General features: G+C 67.1%; 20 protein-coding genes and 1 tRNA gene. 7 read left to right on the forward strand and 14 right to left on the reverse strand.

What is annotated here, in order from left to right; all coding sequences use genetic code 11:
- The first annotated feature begins 26 nt into the window (after window positions 1-26).
- Complete coding sequence (locus ACZY0Y_RS01635; RefSeq protein ID WP_463883571.1) at window positions 27-485, forward strand: DUF4307 domain-containing protein; 459 nt, start codon at window positions 27-29, stop codon at window positions 483-485.
- Window positions 486-668: 183 nt separating this feature from the next.
- Complete coding sequence (gene greA, locus ACZY0Y_RS01640) at window positions 669-1,163, forward strand: transcription elongation factor GreA (RefSeq protein ID WP_024366144.1); 495 nt, start codon at window positions 669-671, stop codon at window positions 1,161-1,163.
- Between the two features lie 105 nt (window positions 1,164-1,268).
- On the opposite strand, the gene ACZY0Y_RS01645 is transcribed toward greA, so the two are convergent.
- The 4 genes from ACZY0Y_RS01645 to ACZY0Y_RS01660 all read right to left on the reverse strand — a co-directional run bounded on the left by ACZY0Y_RS01645 (window position 1,269) and on the right by ACZY0Y_RS01660 (window position 5,546).
- Complete coding sequence (locus ACZY0Y_RS01645) at window positions 1,269-1,892, reverse strand: rhomboid family intramembrane serine protease (protein WP_463883626.1); 624 nt, start codon at window positions 1,890-1,892, stop codon at window positions 1,269-1,271.
- A 9-nt stretch (window positions 1,893-1,901) separates the two neighbouring features.
- Window positions 1,902-3,140, reverse strand: coding sequence for a threonine ammonia-lyase (gene ilvA, locus ACZY0Y_RS01650; protein ID WP_160667148.1), 1,239 nt, complete (start codon window positions 3,138-3,140; stop codon window positions 1,902-1,904).
- A 21-nt stretch (window positions 3,141-3,161) separates the two neighbouring features.
- Window positions 3,162-4,451 (reverse strand): AI-2E family transporter, encoded by a 1,290-nt coding sequence (locus ACZY0Y_RS01655; protein WP_463883568.1) that lies wholly within the window; start codon window positions 4,449-4,451, stop codon window positions 3,162-3,164.
- Between the two features lie 126 nt (window positions 4,452-4,577).
- The gene (locus ACZY0Y_RS01660) at window positions 4,578-5,546 is read right to left on the reverse strand and encodes an aldose 1-epimerase family protein (protein WP_463956627.1); all 969 of its coding nucleotides are present in this window, start codon (window positions 5,544-5,546) and stop codon (window positions 4,578-4,580) included.
- A gap of 85 nt (window positions 5,547-5,631) precedes the next feature.
- Between ACZY0Y_RS01660 and galK the strand changes: the two genes are divergently transcribed.
- Window positions 5,632-6,792: a galactokinase gene (gene galK, locus ACZY0Y_RS01665; protein WP_463956561.1), complete on the forward strand. Its 1,161-nt coding sequence runs from the start codon at window positions 5,632-5,634 to the stop codon at window positions 6,790-6,792.
- A 90-nt stretch (window positions 6,793-6,882) separates the two neighbouring features.
- Here the strand turns inward: galK and ACZY0Y_RS01670 are convergent, their stop codons facing one another.
- Window positions 6,883-7,776: a Bax inhibitor-1/YccA family protein gene (locus ACZY0Y_RS01670; RefSeq protein ID WP_463882706.1), complete on the reverse strand. Its 894-nt coding sequence runs from the start codon at window positions 7,774-7,776 to the stop codon at window positions 6,883-6,885.
- A 518-nt stretch (window positions 7,777-8,294) separates the two neighbouring features.
- On the opposite strand from ACZY0Y_RS01670, the gene ACZY0Y_RS01675 reads away from it, so the two are divergent.
- Genes ACZY0Y_RS01675 through ACZY0Y_RS01690 form a run of 4 tightly spaced genes read left to right on the forward strand, consistent with a single transcriptional unit; the run spans window position 8,295 to window position 12,423 of the window.
- Window positions 8,295-9,578 (forward strand): branched-chain amino acid ABC transporter permease, encoded by a 1,284-nt coding sequence (locus tag ACZY0Y_RS01675; protein ID WP_463882709.1) that lies wholly within the window; start codon window positions 8,295-8,297, stop codon window positions 9,576-9,578.
- Window positions 9,579-9,587: 9 nt separating this feature from the next.
- Window positions 9,588-10,556, forward strand: a complete 969-nt coding sequence (locus tag ACZY0Y_RS01680) for a branched-chain amino acid ABC transporter permease (protein WP_463882712.1) — start codon at window positions 9,588-9,590, stop codon at window positions 10,554-10,556.
- Window positions 10,553-11,653, forward strand: a complete 1,101-nt coding sequence (locus ACZY0Y_RS01685; protein ID WP_463882714.1) for an ABC transporter ATP-binding protein — start codon at window positions 10,553-10,555, stop codon at window positions 11,651-11,653. The genes ACZY0Y_RS01680 and ACZY0Y_RS01685 overlap by 4 nt, the downstream gene beginning before the upstream one ends.
- On the forward strand, window positions 11,650-12,423 hold the full coding sequence (locus ACZY0Y_RS01690) for an ABC transporter ATP-binding protein (protein ID WP_160667160.1): 774 nt from the start codon (window positions 11,650-11,652) through the stop codon (window positions 12,421-12,423). The genes ACZY0Y_RS01685 and ACZY0Y_RS01690 overlap by 4 nt, the downstream gene beginning before the upstream one ends.
- A 349-nt stretch (window positions 12,424-12,772) precedes the next feature.
- Here ACZY0Y_RS01690 and ACZY0Y_RS01695 read toward each other — a convergent pair whose 3' ends face one another.
- From ACZY0Y_RS01695 to eno, 9 genes are all read right to left on the reverse strand, one after another.
- Window positions 12,773-14,128, reverse strand: coding sequence for an ABC transporter substrate-binding protein (locus ACZY0Y_RS01695; protein ID WP_463956562.1), 1,356 nt, complete (start codon window positions 14,126-14,128; stop codon window positions 12,773-12,775).
- Between the two features lie 177 nt (window positions 14,129-14,305).
- Window positions 14,306-14,379: transfer RNA gene (locus ACZY0Y_RS01700), tRNA-Leu, on the reverse strand.
- Window positions 14,380-14,409: 30 nt separating this feature from the next.
- Entirely contained in the window at window positions 14,410-15,357 is a 948-nt protein-coding gene (locus tag ACZY0Y_RS01705) for an N-acetyltransferase (protein WP_463956564.1), read from the reverse strand.
- A 123-nt stretch (window positions 15,358-15,480) separates the two neighbouring features.
- On the reverse strand, window positions 15,481-16,968 hold the full coding sequence (locus ACZY0Y_RS01710) for an NAD(P)/FAD-dependent oxidoreductase (RefSeq protein WP_463882722.1): 1,488 nt from the start codon (window positions 16,966-16,968) through the stop codon (window positions 15,481-15,483).
- A 38-nt stretch (window positions 16,969-17,006) separates the two neighbouring features.
- On the reverse strand, window positions 17,007-18,398 hold the full coding sequence (locus ACZY0Y_RS01715; RefSeq protein ID WP_463882725.1) for a S8 family serine peptidase: 1,392 nt from the start codon (window positions 18,396-18,398) through the stop codon (window positions 17,007-17,009).
- A gap of 155 nt (window positions 18,399-18,553) precedes the next feature.
- Window positions 18,554-19,501 (reverse strand): Ppx/GppA phosphatase family protein, encoded by a 948-nt coding sequence (locus ACZY0Y_RS01720; RefSeq protein ID WP_463882727.1) that lies wholly within the window; start codon window positions 19,499-19,501, stop codon window positions 18,554-18,556.
- On the reverse strand, window positions 19,498-20,223 hold the full coding sequence (locus ACZY0Y_RS01725; protein WP_463956628.1) for a DUF501 domain-containing protein: 726 nt from the start codon (window positions 20,221-20,223) through the stop codon (window positions 19,498-19,500). Before ACZY0Y_RS01725 ends, ACZY0Y_RS01720 begins: the two co-directional genes overlap by 4 nt.
- A 110-nt stretch (window positions 20,224-20,333) precedes the next feature.
- Entirely contained in the window at window positions 20,334-21,080 is a 747-nt protein-coding gene (locus ACZY0Y_RS01730; protein WP_463956565.1) for an FtsB family cell division protein, read from the reverse strand.
- A gap of 196 nt (window positions 21,081-21,276) precedes the next feature.
- Window positions 21,277-22,557: a phosphopyruvate hydratase gene (gene eno, locus ACZY0Y_RS01735; protein WP_160667174.1), complete on the reverse strand. Its 1,281-nt coding sequence runs from the start codon at window positions 22,555-22,557 to the stop codon at window positions 21,277-21,279.
- Window positions 22,558-22,713: the final 156 nt, after the last annotated feature.

Here is a 22,713-nt window from a genome sequence, read left to right on the forward strand (position 1 = left end):
GTCCCGATCCACACTAAACTGGACTAGTGACTTCCAAGGATCAGCCTGCCGCGCCCGCATCGGCATCTCCCAGCCTAGCCAATCGTTACGGCGGTCAAAAGCGGACGCTGAGCGGCAAAGCCAAACGCACCGCACTGATCGTTGCCCTTGCTGCCGGGATGGGCTTTATGGCTTGGATTTCAACGTCCAACGCGACGGAGAGCGTTACGTTCAAGGACATCGGCTACAGCACGCCGGATGCCACCCTGGCCGAGGTGGATTTTCAGGTCACCAAGGAGCCGGCCACCGCCGCCAAATGTTCCGTCAAGGCGCTGGATTCCAAGTTCGCCGTCGTCGGCTGGAAAGTCGTGGACATCACCCCCAACGCCGCCGACGCCGGCACCAACGGCGGACGCACCATCGCACACCGGGCGACGGTGCGCACCGAGTCCCAGGCCGTGTCCGGCATCGTCGACAGTTGCTGGATCCCCGACGCCGGCAAATAGCCCGGCGCCGCGCAGCCGGCCGGGGTGCGGGAACACGGTGTGATCCACGCCGCAGCCATCTTTGGTTTATCCACAGGATTGACTACAATGGATCAATACCTTTCCCCCGCTGAGCTGGTTACTGAGTCCCAAAAGTGGCCACCGTGGCGGGGTCTTTGCTTGTTTGACCATAAGGAGAAGTCCGTGTCTACCACCAACAGCGCAACTGCAGCTTGGCTTACCCAGGAAGCTTTTGACCGCCTGAAGGCAGAGCTGGACCACCTCTCCGGCCCCGGCCGGGCGGAAATCGTCCAGAAAATCGAAGCCGCGCGCCAGGAAGGCGACCTCAAGGAAAACGGCGGCTACCACGCGGCCAAAGAGGAGCAGGGCAAGATCGAAGCCCGCATCCGCCAGCTGACCGCGCTGCTCCGGGACGCCCACGTGGGCGAATCCCCGGCGGACGACGGCATCGTCGAGCCCGGCATGATCGTCGTTGCCAAAATCGCCGGTGACGAGGAATCCTTCCTGCTCGGCTCACGCGAAATCGCGGGCGACTCGGACCTGGATGTCTTCAGCGAGAAGTCCCCCCTGGGCGCGGCCATCGTCGGCCACAAGGAGGGCGACAAGCTCAGCTACACCGCTCCGAACGGCAAGGTCATCACGGTGGAGATCATCTCCGCCAAGCCGTACGCCGGCTAACACAGGACTTCGGCGCAGCCAGCCTCAACGGTCCCACCAGAAAGTCCCTGCCGCGGCGGGGACTTTCTGCGTTCCGCGGCCGGTTCAGCAGCCCCCGGGCGCCGGTTACGGCCTGCTGAGCTGGGTTCCTGCCCGGGGCGCGCTCAGGAGCAGGGCGGCGAGCACTCCGCCGATGGCGCCGCCGAGGTGCGCCTGCCACGACACGAAGCCCACCATTGTGGGCAGGACGCCGAACAGGATCCCGCCGTAGCTCAGGAACAACACCACGGAGAGCAGGATCTGCCACCAGTTGCGGTTGAAGAAGCCCCGCACCAGCAGGAACGCAAAGAGCCCGAACACCAGTCCGGACGCCCCGACGGTGATGTTGAAGCCGCCGATCAGCCACACCACCACCCCCGAGGCCAGCCAGCTCAGGGCCAGGGTGGTGAAGAACACCCGCGGTCCGGACAGCAGCACCAGGAAACCGAAGACGATCAACGGAAGCGTGTTGGAGAACAAGTGCGCCAGGTTGGCGTGCAGCAGCGGGAACGTCAGGATATCCAGGACCCCGTCGAGGCTGCGCGGGCGCAGGCCGAACATGCCGTTGAGCGAATGCAGCATGAGGGCGTTGATGATCTCGATGACGTAAAGCACCAGCACGAACGACCCCACCACCAACAGTCCCGTGCGGGCGCGCCCCGCCGCGGTCTCGCCGGCTCGTGGCCTGCCGTTCCGGGTGGAGTCCAGCATCATGGTCCCCTAGTGCACCACGATCGGCTGGAAGCCTTCGGCCCGGAGCGCCGCGAGGACCTGCTCGCAGTGCTCGTGGCCTTTGGTCTCCAGGTTCACGGTGATGGACACGTCGCCCATGCTGATCGAGCCGCCCACCCGGGTGTGGTCCAGTCCCGTCACGTTGGCGTCGTTCTCTGCGATGATCCGGGCGATGGTGGCCAGCGAGCCGGGCCGGTCGTCCAGCATCATGCGAACGGTCATGTACCGGCCCGCGGCGGAGAGGCCGCGCTGGATGACCTTGAGCATCAGCATCGGGTCGATGTTGCCGCCGGAGAGGACCACGGCGACAGTGCCCGGGTTCTCGATCTTGCCCTCCATCAGGGCTGCGACGCCCACTGCGCCGGCGGGCTCGACGACCATCTTGGCGCGCTCCAGCAGGAAGATGAGCGCCCGGGCCAGGGCGTCCTCGCTGACGGTGACGACGTCGTCGACGAGTTCCCGGATGATGCTGAACGGCAGCTGGCCGGGCCGGCCGACGGCGATGCCGTCGGCCATCGTGGAGACGCGCTTGAGCGGCACGAGGGCGTCGGCGGCGAGCGACGGCGGGTAGGCGGCCGCGTTTTCGGCCTGGACGCCGATGATCCGGATCTCCCGGCCCAGTTCCTTGGCCCTGGCTTTCACGGCCACGGCGACTCCGGCCAGGAGCCCGCCGCCGCCGACGCCCATCAGGATGGTGTCGACGTACGGGACCTGTTCGAGGATTTCCAGCCCGACGGTGCCCTGGCCTGCGACGACGTCGACGTCGTCAAAGGGGTGGACGAAGACGGCGCCGGTCTCATCGGCGTAGCGCTTCGCTTCGGCGAGGGCCTCGTCGACGTTGTGGCCGTGCAGGACCACCTCGGCCCCGTGGCTGCGGGTCGCGGCGAGTTTGGGCAGGGCGACGCCCAGCGGCATGTAGATGCGGGCTTTGATGCCCAGGCTCTTGGCCGCGACGGCCACCCCCTGGGCATGATTGCCGGCCGAGGCCGCCACAACGCCGCGCCTTTTTTCCTCGGCGCTGAGCTTGGCCATCCGTACGTAGGCGCCACGGACCTTGAAGGAGCCGGCCCGCTGCAGGTTCTCGCATTTGAGGAACACCTCACCGCCGACCATGGCGCCCAGGGCACGCGAGGATTCAACCGGGGTCCGCGTAATAATCCCGTCGAGCAGCTTCTGCGCCTCCAGGACATCGTCCAGCGTGACGGGCAGGCTCTCAAGGGTGTTCACGAACTAGTCTCCTTCTACGGCTCAGTCTTCGGACCTGGCATCGTTGCTGCGGCCGGAGGTTTCACCCGGCAGGCGGGCGTCCCTCACGGTGTGGTCGGCGCCGGACGCAGGGGCAAGGACGTCCTGATGGCCCGCGGCGGCCGGCGCACTTTCATGTTCCCACGTTCTGCCGGCAATGTAGCGAATCGACGAGTTTGCTACGGCGAGGATGGGAACGGAGAACAGGGCTCCGGGGATGCCGGCGAGGTAGGAACCGGCGGCGACGGCCAGGATGACGGCCACCGGGTGCAGCGAGACGGCCTTGCCCATCACCAGCGGCTGCAGGATGTGGCTCTCCAGTTGCTGGACCAGCAGGACGATCCCCAGCATGATCAGGGCGTTCACCCACCCGTTGGCGACGAGGGCCAGCAGCACGGCGACGGCGCCGGTCACGAGGGCGCCGATGATCGGGATGAAGGAGCCCAGGAACACCAGCACGCCCAGCGGCAGCGCCAGGGGCACGCCGATGATTGCGGCCCCCACGCCGATCCCGACCGCGTCCACAAAAGCAACGAACATCTGGATCCGGGCGTAGCTCACCATCGAGGACCAGCCCACCCGGCCGGCCCCGTCCGTCGCGGCACGGGCCTTCCTGGGCAGCAGCCGCACAAGGAAGGCCCAGATGCGGTCTCCTTCCAGCAGGAAGAAGACGAGGATGAACAGCGCCAGGATCATTCCGGCCGCGAAATGCCCGGCGGTGCTGCCGAAGGACAGTGCTCCGCTGAGGATGCTGCTGCTGTTGTTCTGCAGCGCTTCGGTGGCGTCCTTGAGGTACTGGTCGATCTGGGCCGCCGTCAGGTGCAGGGGGCCGTCGGCGAGCCAGACCTGGATTTTCTGGACTCCGGCCAGCGCCTCGCTCCACAACTCGGAGAAGCCGGACACGAGCTGCCGCCCCACGAGGGCCAGCGCCCCGCCAATCACGCCGATGAAGCCCAGGACGGTGATAGCCACGGCCAGCCCGTTGGGGACGCGGTTCCTCCTGAGCCAGTTCTTTACCGGTGCCAGCAGCCCGGCCAGCAGCGCGGCAACCATCACCGGAATGAGGAGGAAGCTGACCCTGCTGAGCAGCCACACGAGGGCGCCCGCCACGAGAATGATGAGCCCAAGGCGCCAGGACCAGGACGCGGCGATCCGGACGCCGTACGGGATGTCCTGGTCGATTTCCCGGTCCGTGACAGGTCGCACCTGTGCGGAGATTCCGGCGGAGACGCTGGCGGCGGGGCGGGAGGCGTACGGGAGGTCCCGCGGGGCGGGATCGTCAGCTGGCGTCATAGCCCCATGATTCACCAGCACCCCCCGGATGGGAAACTCGGATGGGAAACTCGGATGGGAAACTCTGATGGGAAACTCGGATGGGAAACTCGGATGGGAAACTCGGATGGGAAACTCTGTGCCCGCTCACGGTTCCAGGGACGCGCTGATCCCCCAGCTCATGGCGAAGTTCTCGCCCGGCGGCAGCCAGCGGAGTCCGTCGCCGCTGTTGAAGGCATTGGCCGGGCCGGTCATCGGTTCGATCGCCACCGCCTTGGTCCGGCCCGGGAACTGCGTAGTGACAAAAACGTGGACGTAGCCGCAGTTGCCGTCCTGCCAGAGGCTCACGCTCCGGCCGTCCGGCGCGGTCAGCGTGTGGCGGGCCGCGCCGGCGTCGAACTCCAGGTCCGTGTAGGCGGAATCGAGATCCAGTTCGGCCACGGACTTTCCGGTGCGGAGGTCGAAGCCGCCGCTGACCGGTTCCGTCGCGCGCGGGATCAGGTGCCCGTCCGTCACCAGCCGCGTGCCGGCACGGACGGTGATGGTCAGCTCCTCGCTGGGCACCTCCCCCAGCCGGAGATACGGGTGCGCGCCCAGGACGAACGGGGCCGGCTCCTGGGAGTCGTTGATCAGCTCCTGCCGGACCACAAGGCCCAGGTCCGCGGCCAGTTCGTAGCGCACGCGGTGACGCAGCAGGAAGGGATAGCCGTGCTGCGGGAACACGGCCGCTACGAGGGTGACCGAGAATTCGGATTCGTCGACAAGCTCATAGGAGGCGTTGCGCAGCAGCCCGTGGCTGGCGTTGTTGCGGGACACCTCCGTGATATCCAGCTGTTGCTTCTTGCCGTTCAGGTACCAGACGCCGTCCTCTACCCGGTTCGCCCATGGCGCCAGTGTGATGCCGGCCGCGCCGGGCGAAATCTCCGCGTCCCCGTAGCTTTCCGTCAACTGCGTCCCGCCTCGGCTGTACAGCCTCAGCCCGGCGGCCAGTTCCGTGACGACGGCGAGCGCGTCGCCGCGCAGCAGCTCGTACTGCCGGCCCGAGGCATAGCGCCGGGCGGCGGCGGCGGGGCCGGGGCCGTCGGGGTGAGGGGAAGCAGGGGGCAGCAGGTTCATGGTCACCACCGTACCCAGCCGCATGCCGCGGCGTATACCGTGGATCCATGACCCGCACTTCCCGGACCGCCGCCGACGGCACGGCATGACACGCTCCCTCAGCGCGGGGCAGCTGGCTGACAGGTTCGATTCCGTCTTCGGCGCGGCGCCGGACGGCATCTGGCAGGCACCCGGCCGCGTCAACCTGATCGGTGAGCACACGGACTACAACGAGGGCTTTGTGCTGCCCTTTGCGATCGACAAGGCAGCCCGGGTCGCCGTACGCCTGCGTCCGGACTCCCGGGTCCGGCTGCTGTCAACGTTTGGAAACCAGGGGCTGACGACGGCGGATGCCGGGTCCCTGAACCGCGGCACGGCGAGGGGGTGGACCAAGTACCCGCTGGGTGTCCTGTGGGCGCTTCAGCAGCGCGGACTCCCCGTCCGCGGCCTGGACCTCCTGCTGGACTCCGATGTTCCCCGCGGCGCCGGGCTGTCCTCGTCCCATGCCATCGAATGCGCCGTCATCTCCGCGCTCAACGAGCTCGCCGCGGCGGGCCTGGACGCCCGGGACATGGTGCTGGCCACCCAGCGCGCGGAAAATGACTTCGTCGGCGCGCCCACCGGCATCATGGACCAGTCCGCGTCCCTGCGCGCCGCTGCCGGGCACGCCCTCTTCCTGGACTGCCGTGACCAGAGCATCCGGCTGGTCCCGTTCGACGCCGAAAGCGCCGGGCTGGTGATGCTCGTGATTGACACGAAGGTGTCGCATTCCCATGCCGGCGGCGGCTACGCCTCCCGGCGGGCGTCCTGCGAGCTGGGCGCCGAGGTCCTCGGGGTCAAGGCGCTGCGCGACGTCGGGATTGGCGAGCTCGACGAGGCGTGCGGCCTGCTGGATCAGGAGACGTTCCGCCGGGTGCGCCACGTGGTCACTGAGAATGACCGGGTCCTGCAGACGGTCGGGCTCCTCGACGGCGCCGGGCCGGCGGCGATCGGGCCGCTGCTCGATGCTTCCCATGCCTCCATGCGGGACGACTTCGAGATCTCCTGCCCCGAGCTGGACCTCGCCGTGGAAGCCGCCCGCGCTGCCGGCGCCATCGGTGCGCGGATGACCGGGGGCGGCTTCGGCGGCTCCGCAATCGCACTCACCCCGGCGTCGGCAGAGCAGCAGGTGCGTGCCGCCGTGGAACACGACTTCGCGGGAGCCGGGTACCCGGCGCCGGACATCTTCAGCGTCCGGCCCGCGGCAGGGGCCATGCGCCTGGCATAGCCGGAGCAGGACGAAAACCAGAGGAGCCCCGCCAATGTGGCGGGGCTCCTCTGGTTTTGGTCGTCAGCGACCGGCTGCGGGCTGAAGCTGTTAGTCGTCGCCGCGCAGGATCGCCAGGAGGCGGATGATCTCCACGTAGAGCCACACCAGCGTGACCGTGAGGCCGAAGGCCGCGGTCCAGGAGAAGCGCTGCGGGGCGCCGCTGCGGACGCCGGCTTCGATGCTGGTGAAGTCCATGATCAGGGAGAAAGCGGCGAGGCCGATCGCCAGCAGGCCGATGAAGACACCCAGCGGGATCCCGAAGATCTCCACCTCGGTGCGCAGTCCGAACGGGGAATCGACGACGCCGGTCCACATCATGACCATGTTGATGAGCGCGAAGACGGCGTAGCCGATCGTCGCGATCATAAAGAAGCGCATGGCCTTCGGGGTGGCCCGGACCTTGCCGCTCCGGAAGAGCAGCAGGGTCACGGCGAACACGGAGAGTGTGCCGATCACGGCCTGCAGGCCGACGCCCGGGAACATGCCGTCGAGGATGCGCGTCAGGCCGCCGAGGAAAAGCCCCTCGAGGGCCGCGTAGGCGAGGATCAGGGCCGGTGAGGGCTGCTTCTTAAAGGTGTTGACGAGGGCGAGGGCGAAGCCGCCCAGCGCGCCGACGATCATCAGCAGGTTGGCCAGGCCCGGTGCCACCACGAGGGTGACGGCCGCACCGACGACGACGGCGCCGAGGCAGGCCGCGGTCTTCATGATGACATCGTCGTAGGTCATGCGGCCCGTGTCGGCGGGTCCGGCAGCGGGCCGGTTATACAAGTCCTGGAGCTGGTCCTGGCTCATGCCCTGCTGGGCAGGGTTCCAGCCGGTCTGGGTCTGTCCATACTGGGCCTGGCCGTACGCGTTCTGTCCGTAAGCCTGCGGGGCAGGCGGTGCCTGGGTTGCTCCACGGAAGTTCTTTCCGTTGAAGACTGGGTTTCCGCCAAGTGCCATTGCGGGTGTCCTCCATATAAAGGGGTGGGTGATGGTCCGGTGGTGAACTGGTCGTGCCTTGTTACAACACGCTACCAATTCCAACAGCCGGCGGGCAGCGATAGTTCCCGGGACGTCCGGGCCGCAACCCAACCGTGACCTCTGCGCCCCGTCAACGCGTCCTGCACCACGACCGGGCCTGGCGACTGTTTAGGCATACTCCGGAACAACAAAAGTTTACTTTAGGACAGGTAAACCACCCAGTAGCATGCGCTTCACGGTCGTTATCCGATCGCGACATTTTGCCTGCTCGCGACGGCATTCATTGCCCCAAGCGGGCTGTAATATGGGCCAAACAGGGTGACGGATATCACAAGCATTACTTCACCACCGCATCGCATCAGGTATCACCCCCGTCACCCGCACTGTTCGCAGCGGTTGCAATGGCGCAACCCACACCACCCCCATGTGGAGGTTTCATTTTGAGAAGCACACCGAGAGGCCTGTCGCAGAGACGGCGCGGCAGACTGCTGAAAGCTGTGGGGGCTGTTTTCGCCGCCGTGGCCGCGCTACTGCTGATCGTCGCGCCGGCATCCCAGGCCACGAGCCCCTCGCCGACACCATCCCCGTCGGCAACAACGTTCCAGAACAGCATCAGCGGCTTCCTGCGCGGCGACGACCGCGCGCCGATCGCTGACGTCACCATCACCGCCAAGAGCGGCGACTTCACCGGAACGGCCAAATCCAGCGCCAACGGATCCTGGACCATCGGGGTACCCACCCAGGGCACCTACGAAGTTAAGCTCGACGAATCCACGCTCCCGGAGGGCATCAAGCTCGCCGACGGCCAGGAAAACCCCCGCCAGGTCACTTTCAACCAGACCTCCAACCTGTCGGTGATCTTCGCTTTCGGCAAGGGCATCGTGATCCAGCAGCAGGACTTCGGCCAGAACCTGATCAACCGCCTCGTAGCGGGCCTGAGCTTCGGCCTGCTGCTGGCCCTGGCCTCGGTGGGGCTCTCGCTGATCTTCGGCACCACCGGCCTGACCAACTTCGCCCACGGTGAAATGGTCACCCTCGGGGCCGTCCTGGTCTTCGCCTTCAACGCCATGAACCTCCCGTTCTGGCTGGCCATCCTGCTCGCGCTGCTCGGCGGCGGTCTATTCGGCTACGTCCAGGACGCCGGCCTGTGGAAACCGCTCCGGCGCCGCGGCACCGGCCTGGTACCGATGATGATCGTCAGCATCGGCCTCGCCCTGGCCGTGCGCTACGTCATCCAGTTCTTCTTCGGCGGCGCCACCCAGCAGCTGCCCTTCGCCCAGAGCGCGGAAATCCAGCTCGGCCCGATCTCCATTTCCCCCAACAACCTCTGGTCCCTCGTGATCAGCGCCGTCGTCATCGCCATCCTCGGCATCGTCCTGCTCAAGACCCGGCTCGGCAAAGCCACCCGCGCGGTCGCCGACAACCCCGCGCTGGCTGCCGCCTCGGGCATCGACGTCGACTCCGTCATCCGGATTGTCTGGGTCACCGGCGGCATGCTGGCCTCCCTCGGCGGAATCCTGTGGGCGTACTACCGGCCCGGCGTCACCTTCGACATGGGATCGCAGATCCTGCTGCTCATCTTCGCCGGCGTCACCCTGGGCGGCCTCGGCACCGTATGGGGTGCCCTGATCGGATCCATCATCGTTGGTATCTTCGTGGAGCTGACCACCGTGTTCGGCCTCGCCGCAGACCTTAAATACGTGGGAGCACTGTTCATCATGATTATTGTCCTTCTGTTCCGGCCCCAAGGCATCTTGGGCCGGCGCGAGCGCGTGGGTTAGGAGACAGCCATGGACTTCGGATTCATATTTTCCAGCGCTGCCGGTGAACTGTTCAGCCCGACGACGGCGGCATACGCCCTCGCCACCCTCGGCCTTGCGGTTCACTTCGGCTACTCCGGCCTGCTCAACTTCGGCCAGGCCGGCTTCATGGCGGTGGGTGCCTATGGCTTCGCCATCTCCACCCTGTCGTTCGGCGTGCCGTTCTTCGTCGGCCTGCTCATCGCCGTGGTCTGCTCGGCCATCTTCGCCTTGCTGCTCGGTATTCCCACGCTCCGGCTGCGGGCCGACTACCTCGCCATCGTTACGATCGCGGCGGCGGAAATCGTGCGCTACATCGTCACGACCAACCAGCTGACCGCCGTCACGGGTTCGGCCAACGGCCTCGCCGCGTTCGAGGGCGACTTCTACGCCATGAACCCGTTCCCCCCGGGCTCCTACATGGGAATGAACAACCGGGACTTCTTCATCCGCATAGTCGCCTGGGCGGTCGTGGCCCTGTTCTGCACCCTCGTATGGCTGCTGATGCGCAGCCCCTGGGGCCGTGTCCTCAAGGGCATCCGCGAGGACGAGAACGCTGTCCGCTCGCTCGGCAAGAACGTGTACGCCTACAAGATGCAGGCCCTGGTCATCGGCGGCGTCCTCGGCGCCCTCGCAGGCATGATCTTCACCCTCCCCCGCGGCGCCGTGCAGCCGGCGAACTACGGCACCGAGCTGACGTTCTTCCTCTACACCTGCCTGCTGCTCGGCGGTCTGGGCACGGTGCTGGGGCCGGTCATCGGCGCCATGATCTTCTGGGTCGTACTGTCCCTCACCCAAGGCATCCTGTACGGCCTTATCGAATCCGGTGCCGTGACCTGGCTGAACACTGTCCAGGCCGGCCAGCTGCGGTACATCCTGGTGGGCGTCGCACTGATGCTGCTGATGATCTTCAGGCCCCAGGGTGTCCTCGGCAATAAGAAGGAGCTGGCGTTCGCATGAGCACGCAGAGCGAAGAAAGTGGCATTGACTACATGACGGATACGCGTCCGATCGCCGCCGGGGAGACTTCCCCCGGCTGCAAGAAGCGCGACCCGATCGTGGTGGCGGAAAACGTCACCCGCAGCTTCGGCGGCATCAACGCCGTCGACGTCGAGTACCTCGAGATCCCGCGGCACAAAATCACGGCGCTGATCGGCCCCAACGGCGCCGGCAAGACCACCCTGTTCAACCTGCTCACGGGTTTCGACACACCCAACACGGGCAAGTGGCAGTTCGAGGGCAACAGCCTTGCCGGGGTCTCCTCCTACAAGGTGGCCCGCATGGGCATGGTCCGCACGTTCCAGCTGACCAAGGTCATGGGCAAGCTCACGGTGATGGAGAACATGCGTCTCGGCGCCTCGAACCAGTCCGGCGAACGGCTCTCCAAGGCCCTGTTCAAAGGCATCTGGGGTGGCCAGGAAAAGAAGATCACCGCCGACGCAAATGTGCTGCTGGAGAAGTTCAAGCTGGATGCCAAGAAGGACGACTATGCGGCGTCCCTGTCCGGCGGCCAGCGCAAGCTCCTGGAAATGGCCCGCTCGCTTATGGTGCGGCCGAAGCTCGTGATGCTTGACGAGCCGATGGCCGGCGTCAACCCCGCACTGACCCAGTCGCTGCTGGACCACATCAAGAACCTCAAGGCCGAGGGCATGACCGTATTGTTCGTCGAACACGACATGCACATGGTCCGGCACATCGCCGACTGGGTTGTTGTTATGGCCGAGGGCAAGATCGTGGCCGAAGGCCCTCCTGCCGAGGTCATGAAGAACCCGGCCGTGATTGACGCCTACCTGGGCGCCCACCACGACGTGGACCTCGGGGACTCGGAAGGCATCAAGGAACTCGCCGCCGAACTCGTGGCCGACGAGGAGTCGATTGTCGGCACCGAAAATGCCGGCATCATCTCGCTCGACGTCGTCGCTGCGGAAACGGACAAGCCGGCTGGCCCGGACAGCAACGGGCCGGCGCGCGGCAGGCGCAGCTCCGATGAGCCGACCCGCCGCGATCAGCCGCACAGCCCGGAGCAGCCGAACCGCACAGAGAAGGACACAGAATGAGCGCCACCAGCGCGGCACCCGCCGCTCAGCCCGTGCACGATGAGGATTCGGTCGTCAAGGTCACCGACCTGGTGGCGGGCTACATTCCCGGCGTCAACATCCTCAACGGCTGCAGCATCGAGGCCCGCAAGGGCGAGCTGATCGGTATCATCGGCCCCAACGGCGCCGGCAAGTCCACGCTGCTGAAGGCGATGTTCGGCCTGGTCAAGGTCCACTCGGGTTCCGTCGTGGTCCGCGGCCAGGACATCACCGGGCTCAAGGCCAACAAGCTGGTCAGCCGGGGCATCGGCTTTGTGCCGCAGAACAACAACGTATTCGCGGCGCTGACCATCGAAGAGAATCTCCAGATGGGCATGTTCCAGCGCCCCAAGGACTTCGCCGAGCGCTTCGACTTCGTCACGGGCCTGTTCCCGGAACTCGCCAAGCGGCGGGCCCAGCGGGCGGGGTCGCTCTCCGGCGGCGAACGCCAGATGGTTGCGATGGGTCGGGCCCTCATGATGGATCCCGCCGTGCTGCTTCTCGACGAGCCCTCCGCAGGCCTCTCCCCTGTCAAGCAGGACGAGACCTTTCTCCGGGTCCACGAGATCAACCGCGCGGGCGTCTCGGTCATCATGGTCGAACAGAACGCCAGGCGCTGCCTGCAGATCTGTGACCGCGGTTATGTCCTGGACCAGGGCAAGGACGCGTACACCGGCACCGGCCGGGAGCTCATGAAGGACCCCAAGGTCATCCAGCTCTACCTGGGCACCCTCGCCGACACCGTCGAGTAGTTCCCCGCAGCTCCACAGCAGCAGCAGATGGGCCGTCACCAGCCGGTGGCGGCCCTTCTGCGCGCCCGGCGGGTTCCCGGCGCGTGGTCAGCGCGTGCAGCAACCGTCCGGGCGCCTCCGCAGCCGCACGCTCCCCCGGCCGAACGACGACGGTGTCACCCAGCGCGGGGTTTGGGCGGGCTGTCCTTCTGTGCCCTCGAATTCCCGGCGTCGGGCGTTCGTCGGCCCGGCAAGAGTCTGCTGTGCGTGACGCGTAGCTGGGGCGCCCTTGCCGGGCCGCCTCGCCCCGCACGCAAGAAACCCCCGTCCGGAGTGGACGGGGGTTTCCTGTGGCTAGGAAAGAGCGAGCTTACAGCTTGCCGAATTCTTCCTTGACCGGCTTGTACGTGTTGTCATCCTGGAACTCGTAGATGCCGATGTAGGCCTCTGTCGGGTCACCGGCGTCGGAGAACGTTACGGGGCCGGACTGGCCGTCGTAGTCGATGTCCTTGCCGTTGCGGAGCAGGGTGACGCAGGAGGGGAAATCGTTGCACTTCTCGCCAGTCTCGGAGACTGCCTTGAGCTGCGCGGCGATGTCGGTTCCCTTGGTGCTCTTGGCGGCTTCGGATGCCAGTGCGATCAGGTTCACGGCGTCGTAGGACTCGCCTGCGTAGCTGTAGTCCTTCAGCGCGGGATCGATGGCCAGCAGCTTCTTCTTGAAGTCATCCTTGGCGAAGGTGCCCGGGATGGTGCCCTGGGCGCCCTTCAGGGTGCCTGCCTTGAAGTCCTTGCTGTAGTCGGACATGTTGCCGTCCACCATGAAGATCTGGTTGGCCTTGATGCCCTTGCCCGTCATCAGCGGAACGATGCTCTTGGCCTGGTCGAAGGTGATCAGGGCGATGGCATCCGGCTTGGCCGCAAGGACCTTGTCCACCTGGCTGCTGAACTGGGAGTCGCCTTCGTTGAAGAGCTCCTGGGCAACAACCTTGCCGCCGGCTGCCTCAAAAGCCGCCTGCACGTTCTTGGCCAGGCCGGTTCCGTAGGCGTCGTTCAGGACGATCATGCCGACGGTCTGGGCGCCACAGGTGGCCATGTAGTTGCCGAGGACCTTGCCCTGGAGAACATCCGAGGGAGCGGTACGCCAGTACAGGCCCTTGTCATCCCAGGCGGTGAAGTCCGGGGAGGTGTTGGCCGGGGAGAACTGGATGACGCCGGCGCCCGTGATCTGGTTGATGACGGTCTTGGAGACGCCCGAGGAAGCGGCACCGACGATTGCGCTAACGCCCTGGCCGAGGAGGGCGCTGGTGGACTGCGTGGCGATATCGGTCTTGGTGTCACCGGAGTCGCGGTGGATGACCTCAACCTTTTTGCCCAGCACGCCGCCGGCATCATTGATTTCCTTGATGCCCTGGTTGACACCCGCAATTTCGGGCGGGCCGAGGAACGCCAGCGACCCCGTTGTCGGCAGGAGCGATCCAATCTTGAGGGCAGTTTCGGTGGTGGTGGTGGCAGCCGGCACGGCCCCGCCGGCTCCTGCGGCAGTGCTGGCACCGGCAGTCGCGCTGGGCGCCGGGCATGCGATGCCCGCGGCGTTTGCCGAAGCGGTGCCGGATCCGGTCGACGTCGGGGTGGACGAGCCACCACAAGCCGTAGCCAGAAGGGCGACGCCGATGCTAAGCGCGGTGAGCTTAGCGATGCGGGGCGCCACCTGGGGGAGTGAAGTCATTTACAATCTCCTCGATCTAAAGGTGCGAACGGCCTTTGATGCGAAAGATCAGGTGTTCCTGATTTAACTTCAAGCTAGTGCAATTCCGGCCCGATCCAAAGTGACTACGGTCACATCCTTATAACACTCGTTGCATAGAGGAAATCTGCCCGAAGGACCGCCGGGCGCAACGACGAGTGCCCCAGGTGGGACTCGAACCCACAACACGCGGATTTTAAGTCCGCTGCCTCTGCCAATTGGGCTACTGGGGCCCGGTCCATGGTATCCCGCCGGGCGGCGGGCTAGGCGATACCGAACGGCTTGGCGTAGCGGAACGTTCCACTCACGCCGCCCGGCCAGACGGCCAGCGGAAGCAGCTGGAAGTGGACGCCCCACTCAGGGTCGGGGGCCTCCACCCCGAGCGACGTCGACGGCACGAAGCCGAAACGCGAGTAGTACTCCGGGTCTCCGAGCAGCGCGATGCCGCGCTCCCCCGCGGCGTTGGCCCGGGCAATCGTTTCCGTCATGAGCGCGCTGCCGATGCCGTGGCGCTGCAGGCGCGGCACCACACCGATCGGGCCCAGGCCCAGGAGCTCCAGCTCCCCCACCCAGCCGCGGGTGCTGATCACGTGTCCCACGACTTCGCCGCCGAGCTCCGCGACGATGCTGGACTCCGGCAGGTACTCCTCACAGTCAAAGAGCGCACGCACGAGTTCCACTTCTTCGGGTTCGCCCTCAACGGGCAGCCCGGTGACCGGGGAGACGGCAAAGGCCGCGGCGGTGAGGTCGAGGATGGCGGGCCGGTCCGCGGGCTGTTCGCTGCGCAGCACCAGCTCCGGAGCGGGTTTGTGTTCCCCGCTTGCTGCCACGAGTTCGTGCAGCACCTCAAGCGCCCGGTCAGCGTCCGCGACGGGGACCAGGATGTGGTCGTGGTGGAAGCCGGCCAGGACATTGCAGCTGATTTTTGCCTGGGTCAAGGCGGCGCTGACGGCTGCCGTCAGGCCGATGGCTTCGAGTGAGGAGTGGACCTGGAGGGTGATCCAGGCGCCGACGAAGTCGTAGGGCAGCCCGAGGCTGTCGGCGTCGGCGCGCGGCAGCACCACGGTCAGGCCCTCCGCTTCGCGGACGGCGGCTGCGGCGGCCCCGGCGAGCGGCCGGCCGTGCGGCCAGAGGACGTAGACGAACTCGCCCGCACGGACTTCCGGATGCATCGTGGCCAGCAGGGTGTTGAGGTCCTTTTCAGCTGTCATTCAGCCAGTCTAGGCGCGGCCCCGGCCTGCCCCGGAGAGGCCTGCGGTGACGGCGTACCGGGTTAACGGCGACGGCGGCCGCTCCCCCGCAGGGGAACGGCCGCCGTCGAACGCTGATGCGGGCTACTTCGAGTCGGCCGACACGGCTTCCTTGTTTGCAGCCTTGCCGGCCTCTGTCGCCGGCTTTTCAGCGGCGGGAGCGGCGGGTGCGGCGGGTGCGGCGGGTGCCGCGGCCGGCTTGGGCGCCGGCGTCGCAGCGGCCACGAAAGCGCCGCGCGGGTTGTCAAGGTCCATCAGCTGGGTCGTGTCGCGGCCCATAAAGAAGGCGAGGATCCAGCCGAAGATGACGCGGATCTTGCGTTCCATGGTCGGCATCGCCAGGCCGTGGTAGCCGCGGTGCGCCAGCCAGGCCAGCGGGCCCTTGAGCCCGATGCGGCCCAGAAGGTTGATGTTGGCAACACCCTTCCATTCGCCGAAACCGGCGACGGCGCCGAGGTTCTTGTGCTTGTAGTCCTTGAGCTCCTTGCCCCAGCGGGTGGCCCACAGGTTCTTGGCGAGGCGCTTGGCCTGGCGGAGCGCGTGCTGGGCGTTCGGGACACAGGTACCGTCCGGCAGGCCGTTGCCCGTGAGGTCCGGCACGGCAGCGACGTCGCCGGCGGCCCAGGCGTTCTCGATGATGCCCTCGTCGCCGGCGATGCGCAGGTCCGCAAGGACACGGACGCGGCCGCGGGGCTCGAGCGGGAAATCGGTGGAACGGACCATCGGGTTGGCCTGCACGCCGGCAGTCCAGACCAGGGTGTCCGCCTGGAATTCCTGGGCGGCAGTCTTGTCCGGGAGGTTGATGAGCTTCAGGCTGCCCTCGGCGCTGTCCAGCGAGGTGTTGAGCAGGACTTCGATGCCGCGGCTGCGCAGGTGCTCGACGACCCACTCGGCCTGGCTGGCGGTGACCTCGGGCATGATGCGTCCCATCGCCTCAACCAGGACGAAGCGGACTTCCTCCTGCTTGACGCGGGGGTTGTTCTTGACTGCGGCCCGGGCGAGGTCTTCCATTTCGGTGATGCACTCGATGCCGGCGAAGCCGCCGCCGACAACCACGAAGGTCAGGGCGCGGGCGCGTTCGGCCGGGTCGGTCATCAGCGAGCCGGCTTCGATGCGGTCGAGGACCTTGTTGCGCAGCGCAACGGCTTCCTCGATGGTTTTGAGGCCGATGCCCTTGTCCGCGAGTCCCTTGATCGGGAAGGTCCGGGTGATCGCGCCTGCGGCGACCACGACGTCGAAGTAGGGAACCTCGAAGTTGTCGCCGCCGTCAGCCGGGGCAACCACGGCGGTGCGGTTTACGTGGTCGATCGAGGTGACGCGGCCCTGGATGAGCTCGGTCTGCTTGAGGTGCTGGCGGTGCGAGACCACGGCGTGGCGTGCCTCGATGTTGCCGCCGGCAACTTCGGGGAGGAAGGGCTGGTAGGTCATGTAAGGCAGGGGATCAACGACGGTGACGATGCCACCGGCATTCGCGATCTTCTTCTGCAGTTTGAGGGCTACGTACAGGCCGACGTACCCGCCGCCGACGACGAGTACCCTGGGACGGTCCTGGAGCTGAGGGGAGGATGCCATTCCCCAAGAATACCGTACTTTGTGAAAAACTTCACTAACTACTGTTTCCCGGTGGAATCCACGGAATCGAGCACGCCGGTGTCCGGGTTTTCCGGAAGCCCGTCGGGGCCTGCGGCCGGGGAAGTCCGCGCGGTACGGCGGAGCTGGAAGACGGCGGCCCCCACGATGCACAGGAACAGTCCGCCGAAGCCGAGCACCACCATGGCCGGTACGGCGCTGTCCAGCTCGGATGGAGGCTCCGCGACGGGCACGGTGGCCTCCGGGAGGGTGAGGGCGGCACTGGAGGGGGGCGCCGAGGCGGGCGCGGGCGAGGTGGCCAGGTTGCCCCGCCGGTGGACGCGGATCCAGTCCGAAATGGAGCCCAGTGGATTGATCCGGGTTTCGGGCACGTCGGCCTTGAGGGCCGCCTCGGCGTTGAGGACCCCGAAACCGTACAGGGGGTCCTTCCCCGGCGCGCCGGCGTCCTTCGCGGTGCTGACGATTCGGTTGATGACCTGGCTGGCGGTCATGTCCGGCCATTTGGAGCGGATCAGGGCCGCGACGCCGGCCACGATCGGGGTGGCGCCCGAGGTGCCCGCCCATTCCGCGTAGCCGCCGCCGGGGAGGCCGCCGATCAGATTCTCCGCCGGTGCCGCGACGCCGATGCTGATGCCCTGGGATGAGGAATCGATACTGGCTGTTCCCTTGCGGTCCAGCCCGGCGACGGTCAGGACGCCGGGGATGGTGGCCGGAGCGCCGACCTGGACGTTGCCTCCCCCGCGGTTGCCCGCGGCAGCGACGATCACCACGTCCTTCTGCTCGGCGTAAAGGAAGGCTGCGTCCCAGCTTTGCGGCCACTCCGGCGAGGTGCTGCCGAGCGAGATGTTGATGACGCGGGCTCCGTTGTCGACGGCCCAGCGGACGGCCTGCGGGATCTGGTCCTGGTCGGTCTTGCCGCCGGGGTTAGCCGATCCGAGCCACGTGGAGACGGACAGCAGCTGCGCCTCGGGGGCCACGCCCACGATTCCGTCCGGGCCGACGGACGGGCCGGCGCCGGGGGTGGGCTTGGCCGTGGAATCGGCGGGCTGGTGGCCGCGGCCTGCCAGCAGGGTGGCGACGAGGGTTCCGTGTTCGGGTTTCGCGCCGATGCTCTTCTGGCCGTCCGGGGCCCCGGCGCCGGAGATGTCGACGCCGCCGGCCAGCACGCCGGCGAGGTCAGGGTGTTTGCCGTCCACACCGCTGTCGATCACGGCGACCTTGACGTTGGCGCCCTTGGAGACTTCCCAGGCCTTGGTGATGCCTGATTCGGCGAGCCAGTATTCCTTGTCGCGCCAGGCGTCGGCGTGGGCGGCGGGGGCGGCGGTCAGGGCGGCCGCCAAAGTGCTTCCCGCAAGGGCCAAGGCCATCATCGCGGAGGCGGTCCGGCGGCGCCGGGCTGTTGCTCTGGTCATTCGGGTCCGATCGGCGGGGCACCAGGGTGCTGGGGAAACGGGGCGTGATGCGTTTTGGTGGCGCTGCGGAACGCCGGGAGGGCCCTGGGCGGGGAGCTGGAGTCCGGGTGCCGGCTGGCGGGCGTCTGGCTGACGCAGTCCAGCCGGGCTGCCGCCTAGCTGATACTCAAGGCAATTCCGTCAAGAATATCGTGTTCGCTGGTGACGGCCGTGCCGACCCTGCCGTCCGTCGCCTCGGACAGCCGCTCCATGACGCGCCGCCAGACGAGCGCGCCCGCTCCGATCACGTCCACCCGGCCCGGGTGCATGTAAGGCAGCGCGGCCCGTTCCGCGTGGGACATCTCCAGCAGTTCGGTGCAGGCCCGGCGCACGGCGTCGAGTGAGAGTTCCGTGCCGTGGATCGCCGCGGCGGAGTACTCCGTCAGCGCGAGGGCGTGGGCAGTGATGGTGGTGATGGAACCGGCCACCCCGACGACGGCGGCGGCGCGGTCCAGCGGGACCGTCCGGGCCGCCTCGTCGATGGCCGCGTCGACGTCGGCTTCCGCGGCGGCGATCTGTTCTGCCGTGGGCGGGTCGCTGCGCAGGTGGCGTTCGGTCAGCCGGACACAGCCAATGTCGACGCTCCTGGCGGCGATGACGCCGTCCGCGTTGCCCAGCACGAACTCCGTGCTGCCGCCGCCGAGGTCCACGACAAGGACGGGGTCCTCGCCGCGGGAGGGCAGGACGCTGCTGGCGCCGGCGAAGGACAGTGCGGCCTCGCTGTCCCCGGTGATGACCTCGGGTTCGACGCCGAGGAGCTCGCGGATGCCGTCGACGAAGACCTGCCGGTTGCGGGCGTCGCGGGTGGCGGAGGTCGCGACGAAGCGCACCTTGCTGGCACCGTGGTGGCGGATCTGCCCGGCGTAGTCCGCGGCGGCGGCGAAGGTCCGGTCGAGGGCCTCCTGGGCGAGTTCGCCGGTGGCGTCCACGCCCTGGCCGAGCCGGACGACGCGCATCTCGCGGACGACGTCGTTCAGCCGGGGCGCCGCACCGTCCGTTTCCACGTCGGCGATGAGCAGGCGGATCGAGTTGGTGCCGCAGTCGACGGCGGCGACGCGGGTCACTTGTCCGCTCCGCTGGTGTCGGCGTCTCCGGCGTCGGTGCTGCTGCCGGCGTCCTGGGCGCGTGCCTTGCGGACCGGTGCCGGGCGGCCCACGATCTCCGGGAGCCCCTGCGGGCCGTGCCGGCTGAGGTCCTGCGAGGGGGCCTCGCCGCCGGTGTCCCAGGCGCCGTCGCAATAGCAGCGGTCTTTGGTCCACCATTCGCCGATGGCGGCGATGGCCTCGTCGCCGAGCGGGTTCACGCCCGGTCCGGCAGCGAGTGCATGGCCCACCAGGACGTGCAGGCATTTGACGCGGGTGGGCATGCCGCCGGCGGAGATGCCGTCGATTTCGGGGACGGCGCCGATTCCGGACCGGGCGCCGATCTCTGCCCGGGACGCGAGATAGGCCTCGTGCGCGGCCCGGTAGTCCGCTGCCAGCGCCTCGTTTTCGCCGAGCCTGTCGTTCATCTCGTTCATCAGTCCGGCCGCCTCAAGCCGCGACACAGCGGACGTGATCACCGGGTGGGTGAGGTAGAACGTCGTGGGGAAGGGTGTGCCGTTGCTCAGCCGCGGGGAGGTGGCCGCCACCAGCGGGTTGCCGCAGACGCAGCGGGCCGGGATCTCCACGACATCGCGCACCGGGCGTCCCAGTTGCCGGCTCAGGACATCGAGGTCCCGGGGCGAGGGCCGGCGGGATTCCTCCACGGAACTGGCCGTCTCCGGTGTTCCCGGCGTCACTGCCATCGGGTTCTCTGCCGTGAGGCTCTCGTCCACTCGGTTCTCGTCCACGGGCGCGGCACCTTCCTGCCCTGTCTGGTTTGTCCGGCGGACAATCCTGCGGCGGGCGCCGCTTCTTAGTCTGTTGCCGAACGCCGGATGGAGTCCCAGAGGGAGTCCACCCAGGGCAGATCGGCCGGGTCCTGTTGTGATCCTGCACCGGCCGCGCCACTGGACGTTCCGGCAGGAAGATCACTGCCGAAGACCCAGTAGCCCGTCTCGCCGGGCATAACCATGTTAATGCGGTCGCGGGCCTGTTGCTTCACGTAGTTCGGATCCTGCCACCGGGAGACCTGGCGCCTGAGCTCGTTTTGCTGGGACTGCTTGGCGGAGATATCCGCCTGCAGGGCGGCAATTTCGGCCCTTTTCTCGAAGAAGATCTTGACCGTGGGCGCCAGCATGATGGTGATCGCAATCATGACGACGAACAGTGCCAGCATGCGGCCGGAGAAGGCCTTGGCGGGAACGGGGTCGAGGTTCTCCCCCGCCGGCACTGCACCGTCCCGGGGCTGTTTGGTGCTGGGCTTGGCGGTGCCCTGGGTGTTCGTACCTGGTTTCGCAGCATTCGGCTTTGCAGCGCTCTGCCGCGCAACGTTGTGCTGGGCGGCATTGTTCTGGGCGGCATTGTGCTGCGCGGCATTGTTCTGGGCGGCGCCCGACCGGGATCCGCCCGGTGTGGATGCCGGGTTGCCGGCTGTGTGGCCCGGGGCTCCGCGGGAACCGCCGAAATCAGCCTGGATGACGTCACCGCCGTCGTCGTCGGTGTCCGGAGACTTGGGGGCCGCAGGCGTAGCCCGGGGAACCTTGGGTCGGCGGGTAACCATGTCACTCCTGTAATGCCAGGTTCTCCCCCGGCTGGCTTGCGGCTTGCTGGTTCAGTGCTGTTCAGTGCTGATCCCCGTGGCCTGGGCCGGGCGCCGACACGGAGCCGACAGCGCGGCGCCACAAGGAAGGTGCCAAAAAAGAACCGGTGGCCATGGTCTTTCAACCATAGCCACCGGTCGGCAGTTCCTGCGGTTACTAGCCCTTGAAACGCGGGAAGGCGCTGCGTCCGGCGTAGCGTGCGGCGTCGTCGAGTTCCTCTTCGATGCGCAGCAGCTGGTTGTACTTGGCAACGCGCTCGGAGCGGGCCGGGGCACCGGTTTTGATCTGGCCCGCGTTGGTGGCAACGGCGATGTCGGCGATGGTGGTGTCCTCGGTCTCGCCGGAGCGGTGCGAGGTGATGGTGGTGTAACCGGCGCGCTGGGCGAGGGAGACAGCATCCAGGGTTTCGGTCAGGGAACCGATCTGGTTGACCTTGACCAGGAGCGAGTTGGCGGTCTTCGAATCGATGCCGGTCTGCAGGCGCTCGGGGTTCGTGACGAAGAGGTCGTCACCAACGATCTGGACCTTGTCGCCGATGGCGTCGGTGAGGGTCTTCCAGCCCTCCCAGTCGTTTTCGTCCAGCGGGTCCTCGATGGACACCAGCGGGTAGTCGGCGACGAGTTCGGCGTAGTAGGCGCTCATCTCGGTGGAGCTGAGGGACTTGCCTTCGAACTGGTAGGCGCCGTCCTTGAAGAACTCGGACGAGGCGACGTCCAGGGCGAGGGCGATGTCCTGTCCCGGGGTGTAGCCGGCGTTCCGGATGGCTTCCTGGATGAGGTCCAGGGCGGCGCGGTTGGACGGCAGGTTCGGCGCGAAGCCGCCTTCATCGCCGAGGCCGGTGGACAGGCCCTTGGCCTGCAGGACCGCCTTGAGTGCGTGGTAGACCTCGACGCCCCAGCGCAGGCCCTCGGAGAAGGTCTCGGCACCGAGCGGGACAACCATGAATTCCTGGATGTCGACGTCGGAGTCGGCGTGTGAGCCGCCGTTGAGGATGTTCATCAGCGGTACGGGCAGGACGTGTGCGTTCGGTCCGCCGAGGTACTTGTAGAGCGGCAGGTCGGCGGAGGCCGCGGCCGCGTTGGCGACGGCCAGGGACACGCCCAGGATGGCGTTGGCGCCGAGTTTGCTCTTGTTGGCGGTGCCGTCCAGGTCGATCATCGACTGGTCGATGCTGCGCTGGTCGGTGGCGTCGAAGCCGATCAGGGCCGGGGCGATCTGGTCGATGACCGCGTCAACGGCCTTCTGGACGCCCTTGCCGAGGTACCGGCCCTTGTCGCCGTCGCGGAGCTCAACGGCTTCGTGCTCGCCGGTGGAGGCTCCGGAGGGAACGGCCGCGCGGCCGATCTGGCCGTCCGAGAGCAGGACTTCAACTTCTACGGTGGGGTTGCCACGGGAATCGAGGATCTCGCGGGCGTGGATGGCATCGATAAGCGCCATGGATAGGCTCCTTTGGGTGAAGCGATCTGCTGGGAATCTGATGGGAAATCAAGCTGGGAATCACGCTGAAAAACAGACGTCCTCGTCGCTACCCAGCGTAGTCGAGAGTGGGATGAGTTACAGAAACCTATCCAGCACCCGGACGTCATTTTGGCC

It is taken from the genome of Pseudarthrobacter kochi (assembly GCF_055412805.1).

Excerpts from the sequence above, each read along its gene's own strand:
- ACZY0Y_RS01645 (WP_463883626.1), bottom strand. The coding sequence starts at position 1,892 with ATGCTGGACTCCACCCGGAACGGCAGGCCACGAGCCGGCGAGACCGCG.
- ACZY0Y_RS01655 (WP_463883568.1), bottom strand. The coding sequence starts at position 4,451 with ATGACGCCAGCTGACGATCCCGCCCCGCGGGACCTCCCGTACGCCTCC.
- ACZY0Y_RS01660 (WP_463956627.1), bottom strand. The coding sequence starts at position 5,546 with ATGAACCTGCTGCCCCCTGCTTCCCCTCACCCCGACGGCCCCGGCCCC.
- galK (WP_463956561.1), top strand. The coding sequence starts at position 5,632 with ATGACACGCTCCCTCAGCGCGGGGCAGCTGGCTGACAGGTTCGATTCC.
- ACZY0Y_RS01670 (WP_463882706.1), bottom strand. The coding sequence starts at position 7,776 with ATGGCACTTGGCGGAAACCCAGTCTTCAACGGAAAGAACTTCCGTGGA.
- ACZY0Y_RS01680 (WP_463882712.1), top strand. The coding sequence starts at position 9,588 with ATGGACTTCGGATTCATATTTTCCAGCGCTGCCGGTGAACTGTTCAGC.
- ACZY0Y_RS01685 (WP_463882714.1), top strand. The coding sequence starts at position 10,553 with ATGAGCACGCAGAGCGAAGAAAGTGGCATTGACTACATGACGGATACG.
- ACZY0Y_RS01690 (WP_160667160.1), top strand. The coding sequence starts at position 11,650 with ATGAGCGCCACCAGCGCGGCACCCGCCGCTCAGCCCGTGCACGATGAG.
- ACZY0Y_RS01695 (WP_463956562.1), bottom strand. The coding sequence starts at position 14,128 with ATGACTTCACTCCCCCAGGTGGCGCCCCGCATCGCTAAGCTCACCGCG.
- ACZY0Y_RS01705 (WP_463956564.1), bottom strand. The coding sequence starts at position 15,357 with ATGACAGCTGAAAAGGACCTCAACACCCTGCTGGCCACGATGCATCCG.
- ACZY0Y_RS01710 (WP_463882722.1), bottom strand. The coding sequence starts at position 16,968 with ATGGCATCCTCCCCTCAGCTCCAGGACCGTCCCAGGGTACTCGTCGTC.
- ACZY0Y_RS01715 (WP_463882725.1), bottom strand. The coding sequence starts at position 18,398 with ATGACCAGAGCAACAGCCCGGCGCCGCCGGACCGCCTCCGCGATGATG.
- ACZY0Y_RS01725 (WP_463956628.1), bottom strand. The coding sequence starts at position 20,223 with ATGGCAGTGACGCCGGGAACACCGGAGACGGCCAGTTCCGTGGAGGAA.
- ACZY0Y_RS01730 (WP_463956565.1), bottom strand. The coding sequence starts at position 21,080 with ATGGTTACCCGCCGACCCAAGGTTCCCCGGGCTACGCCTGCGGCCCCC.
- eno (WP_160667174.1), bottom strand. The coding sequence starts at position 22,557 with ATGGCGCTTATCGATGCCATCCACGCCCGCGAGATCCTCGATTCCCGT.